The sequence below is a fragment of the Streptomyces sp. OfavH-34-F genome, from assembly GCF_022347745.1.
GTDB lineage: Bacteria > Actinomycetota > Actinomycetes > Streptomycetales > Streptomycetaceae > Streptomyces.
The window spans coordinates 1-3,912 of the sequence record NZ_JAKRGC010000456.1; the positions used below are offsets into that span (position 1 = coordinate 1).

At 75.2% G+C, this 3,912-nt stretch carries 4 protein-coding genes; all 4 read left to right on the forward strand.

Annotation, left to right across the window (positions count from 1 at the left end):
• Positions 1-756, forward strand: a 756-nt coding sequence (locus MHW47_RS33165; RefSeq protein ID WP_239227556.1) for a (2Fe-2S)-binding protein, incomplete at its 5' end; no start/stop codon positions are given.
• A gap of 46 nt (positions 757-802) precedes the next feature.
• Entirely contained in the window at positions 803-1,711 is a 909-nt protein-coding gene (locus MHW47_RS33170) for a dihydrodipicolinate synthase family protein (protein ID WP_239227557.1), read from the forward strand.
• Positions 1,712-1,724: 13 nt separating this feature from the next.
• On the forward strand, positions 1,725-2,726 hold the full coding sequence (locus MHW47_RS33175) for a proline racemase family protein (RefSeq protein ID WP_239227558.1): 1,002 nt from the start codon (positions 1,725-1,727) through the stop codon (positions 2,724-2,726).
• An 88-nt stretch (positions 2,727-2,814) separates the two neighbouring features.
• Positions 2,815-3,525 carry a GntR family transcriptional regulator gene (locus MHW47_RS33180; RefSeq protein WP_239227559.1) on the forward strand — a complete coding sequence of 237 codons (711 nt, stop codon included), beginning with the start codon at positions 2,815-2,817 and terminating at the stop codon, positions 3,523-3,525.
• The last annotated feature ends 387 nt before the right edge of the window (positions 3,526-3,912 follow it).

Sequence of the window (3,912 nt, forward strand, 5' to 3'; positions counted from 1 at the left end):
CGGCACGGGGTGCGGCTGCTGGCGCACCGCGCCGTCACCGCCGTCCACGGCACCGGGCGCGTGGAAGGGGTCACCGTCAGCCGGCTCGACCGCGACTGGCGCCCCGTGCCGGGCACCGGCCGGCGCATCGACTGCGACGCGCTCGCCGTGGGCCATGGCCTGGTTCCCCAGCTCGACCTCGCCACCGGGCTCGGCTGCGCCACCCGCACCGGCACCGACGGCTCGCCCGCCCTGGAACTCGACGAGGACCTGCGCACCAGCGTGCCCGGCGTCTGGGCGGCCGGCGAGACCGGCGGCATCGGCGGCGTCCGGCTCGCCCTCGCCGAAGGGGAACTGGCCGCCCTGTCGGTGATCGCCGACGCGCTGGACGACCTGCCCCCGGGGGCCCCGGCCCGCGCCGCGCGCCTGCGCCGCGCGCGGCGGCGGATGCGCCGGTTCGCCGGGCTCATGGGAGCCGTGCACCGGCCCGGGCCCGCCTGGACGTCCTGGCTCGCCCCGGAGACCGAGGTGTGCCGGTGCGAGGAGGTCACCGCGGGCGCGATCCGTACCGCCGTCGACGCGCTGGGCGCGGGCGACACCCGGACCGCCAAACTCCTCACCCGCGCCGGCATGGGCTGGTGCCAGGGCCGCACCTGCGGCTTCGCCGTCCGCGCCCTCGCCGGAGCCTCCGCCGGCCCCGTCCCCGACCGCAGGCCGCTCGCCTGCCCGGTCCCCCTCGCCGCGCTCGCCCGGACCGAACCGTCCGGCGACGCGTGAACCCGCACCACGCCCGCATCCGCACCCCGCAACCCGAGGAGCCCGCATGACGGCCGTCCCCTCCCGTACCGACGCGCCCTGGCGGGGCGTCATGGTCGCCACCCCGCTCACCCTGCACGAGGACCGGTCCATCGACTTCGACGCCTACGCCGCCCACGTCCGCGACCTCATCGACGCGGGCTGCGACGGGGTGGTGCCCAACGGCTCGCTCGGGGAGTACCAGACCCTCAGCGACCGGGAGCGCCGCGACGTCGTGCGCGTCGCCGTCGAGGCGGCGGGCGACGGGGCCAGAGTGATGCCCGGCGTCTCCTCGTACGACAGCGCCCAGTCCCGGCGCCGGGCCGAGGAGGCCGCCGAGGCCGGGGCCGGCAGCGTCCTGCTCCTGCCGCCCAACGGCTACTCCTGCGAGGACGCGGCCGTCCGCGCGCACTACGCCGAGGTGGCGGCGGCCGGGCTGCCCGTCGTCGCCTACAACAACCCGTACGACACCAAGGTGGACCTGACGCCCCGGCTGCTCGGACAACTGCACGCCGAGGGGTCCGTGGTGGCCGTCAAGGAGTTCAGCGGCGACGTCCGCAGGGCGTACGAGATCGCCGAGGAGGCACCCGGCCTCGACCTGCTCGTCGGCGCCGACGACGTCCTGCTCGAACTCGCCCTGGCCGGGGCGGTCGGCTGGATCGCCGGCTGCCCCAACATGCTGCCGGCCGGCTGCGTCGAGCTGTACCGGGCGGCCGTCTCCGGCGACCTGGAGCGGGCCCTGCCGCTCTACCGCCGGCTGCATCCGCTGCTGCGGTGGGACTCCAAACCGGAGTTCGTGCAGGCGATCAAGGCGTCCATGGACGCCGTCGGCCGGCACGGCGGCCCCACCCGGCCGCCCCGGCTGCCGCTCGGCGCCGAGGCCCTGGCCGCCGTACGCGCCGCCACCGAGAAGGCGCGCGCCGAGGGCCTGGACTGAGAGGGGGCGACGCATGCGCAGCCGCCACGTCTTCCACGCCGTCGACTCGCACACCGAGGGCATGCCCACCCGCGTCGTCACCGGCGGGATCGGCACGCTCCCCGGCGCCACCATGGCCGAGCGCCGCGCGCACTTCATGGCGCACCGGGACGCGGTGCGCACCCTGCTGATGTACGAGCCGCGCGGCCACGCCGCGATGAGCGGTGCCGTCCTCCAGCCGCCGACCCGCCCCGACGCCGACTTCGGGGTGCTGTTCATGGAGGTCTCCGGCTGCCTGCCGATGTGCGGGCACGGCACCATCGGGGTGGCCACCGTGCTGGTGGAGACCGGCATGGTCGAGGTCACCGAACCGGTCACCACCGTACGGCTGGACACCCCGGCCGGACTGGTGTGCGCGGACGTCCGGGTGGAGGACGGGGCCGCCGCGTCCGTCACCCTCACCAACGTCCCGGCCTTCAGCGCCGGTCTCGGGCTGACCGCGAAGGTGCCCGGCTTCGGGGAGGTGCCCTACGACCTCGCCTACGGCGGCAACTTCTACGCGATGGTGCGCCTGGAGGACCTGGGCCTGCCGTTCGACCGGGCGCGCAAGGACGAACTGCTGGCCGCCGGGCTGGCGTTGATGGAGGCGGTCAACGCGGCCGGCCGGCCCGTGCACCCGCTGGACCCGGGCATCCACGGGCTCAAGCACGTCCAGCTGATCGCGCCCGGCTCCGACGCCCGCCACTCGCGGCACGCCATGGCGATCCACCCCGGCTGGTTCGACCGCTCGCCGTGCGGCACCGGCACGTCCGCGCGGATGGCCCAGCTGCACGCGCGCGGCGAACTCGGCCTGGACCGGGACTTCGTGAACGAGTCCTTCATCGGCACCCGGTTCACCGGCCGGCTGGTCGGCGAGACGGAGGTGGCCGGGCTGCCGGCGGTCGTCCCCACGGTCACCGGGCGGGCCTGGATCACCGGCACCGCCCAGTACTTCCTGGACCCCGGAGACCCGTTCCCGGAGGGGTTCCTGCTGTGAGACCGCACCCGCGTCGGGGGCAACGTGACATTGTATTCTGACCGGCACGACGCCCCCTGCGTCCCCGCACGGTGCTGGAGGAACAGACATGGCCCGCCTGACGTCGCTCGGCACCCTCTCGGCGCAGGAGCACCTGCGCGACCAGGTGGCGCACGCGCTGCGGGCGGCGCTCATCTCCGGCGAACTGCGGCCCGGCACGGTCTACTCGGCGCCCGCGCTCGCCGCGCAGTTCGGCGTCTCCGCCACCCCGGTCCGTGAGGCGATGCTCGACCTGGTCCGCGAGGGCCAGGTCGAGGCCGTCCGCAACAAGGGCTTCCGGATCACCGAGCTGACCGAACAGGACCTGGACGACTTCACCGAGCTGCGCGCGATGATCGAGGTGCCCACGGTGGGCCGGATCGCGCGCATGGGGCTGACGCACGAGCTGGAGGCGCTGCGGCCGCTCGCCCAGGAGATCGTCGAGGCGGCCGCGCGCCAGGACATCCTGGACTACCTGGAGGCGGACCGCCGCTTCCACCTCGCCCTGCTCGCGCTGGCCGGCAACCGCCGCCTGGTCGAGCAGGTCGGTGAACTGCGCAAGCGCTCCCGTCTCTTCGGCCTGGACCGGCTCGCCGAGTCCGGTCAGCTGACCGCGTCGGCCGAGGAGCACGTGCAGCTCCTCGATCTGGTGGTCGCCGGGGACGCGGCGGGCGCGGAGGCCTGCATGCTCGCCCACATGTCGCACGTCCGCTCCCTGTGGGCCGGCGGCGAGGGGGCCGCCGGGTCCGGACGGCCTCCGGCCGTGCCCGCCCAGGCGTAGGCGCCCCTCCGGGAAGCCGCAGGAGTCGCGGGCCGCCCCGACTCCCGTCCCACGCACCCGCGTTGACGTCTTCATCAATCTCGTCGCGGCCGCTTCCTAAAGACATGTGACATGTGCCATTGTACTGACGGTCGCGCAGAGGTCGTGTCCATGTCATTCCATGGCCATCCCCGTCCGGCCTCGCCCCGCGCCATCCCCCACGGCCGCGCAACGGCGCGCGGTCCCCACACCGCTGGAGGCGGCACGTGAAGAAACGAACGGCCCGACAGAGATTCACCGCACTCTCCACCGCGGCCCTGGCGGCCTGCCTGGGCGCCGGGATGCTCGCCGGGCCCGCGCGGGCCGCCGAACCCCGACCCGCAGCCCCGTCCGCCGCGAGCGCGACCG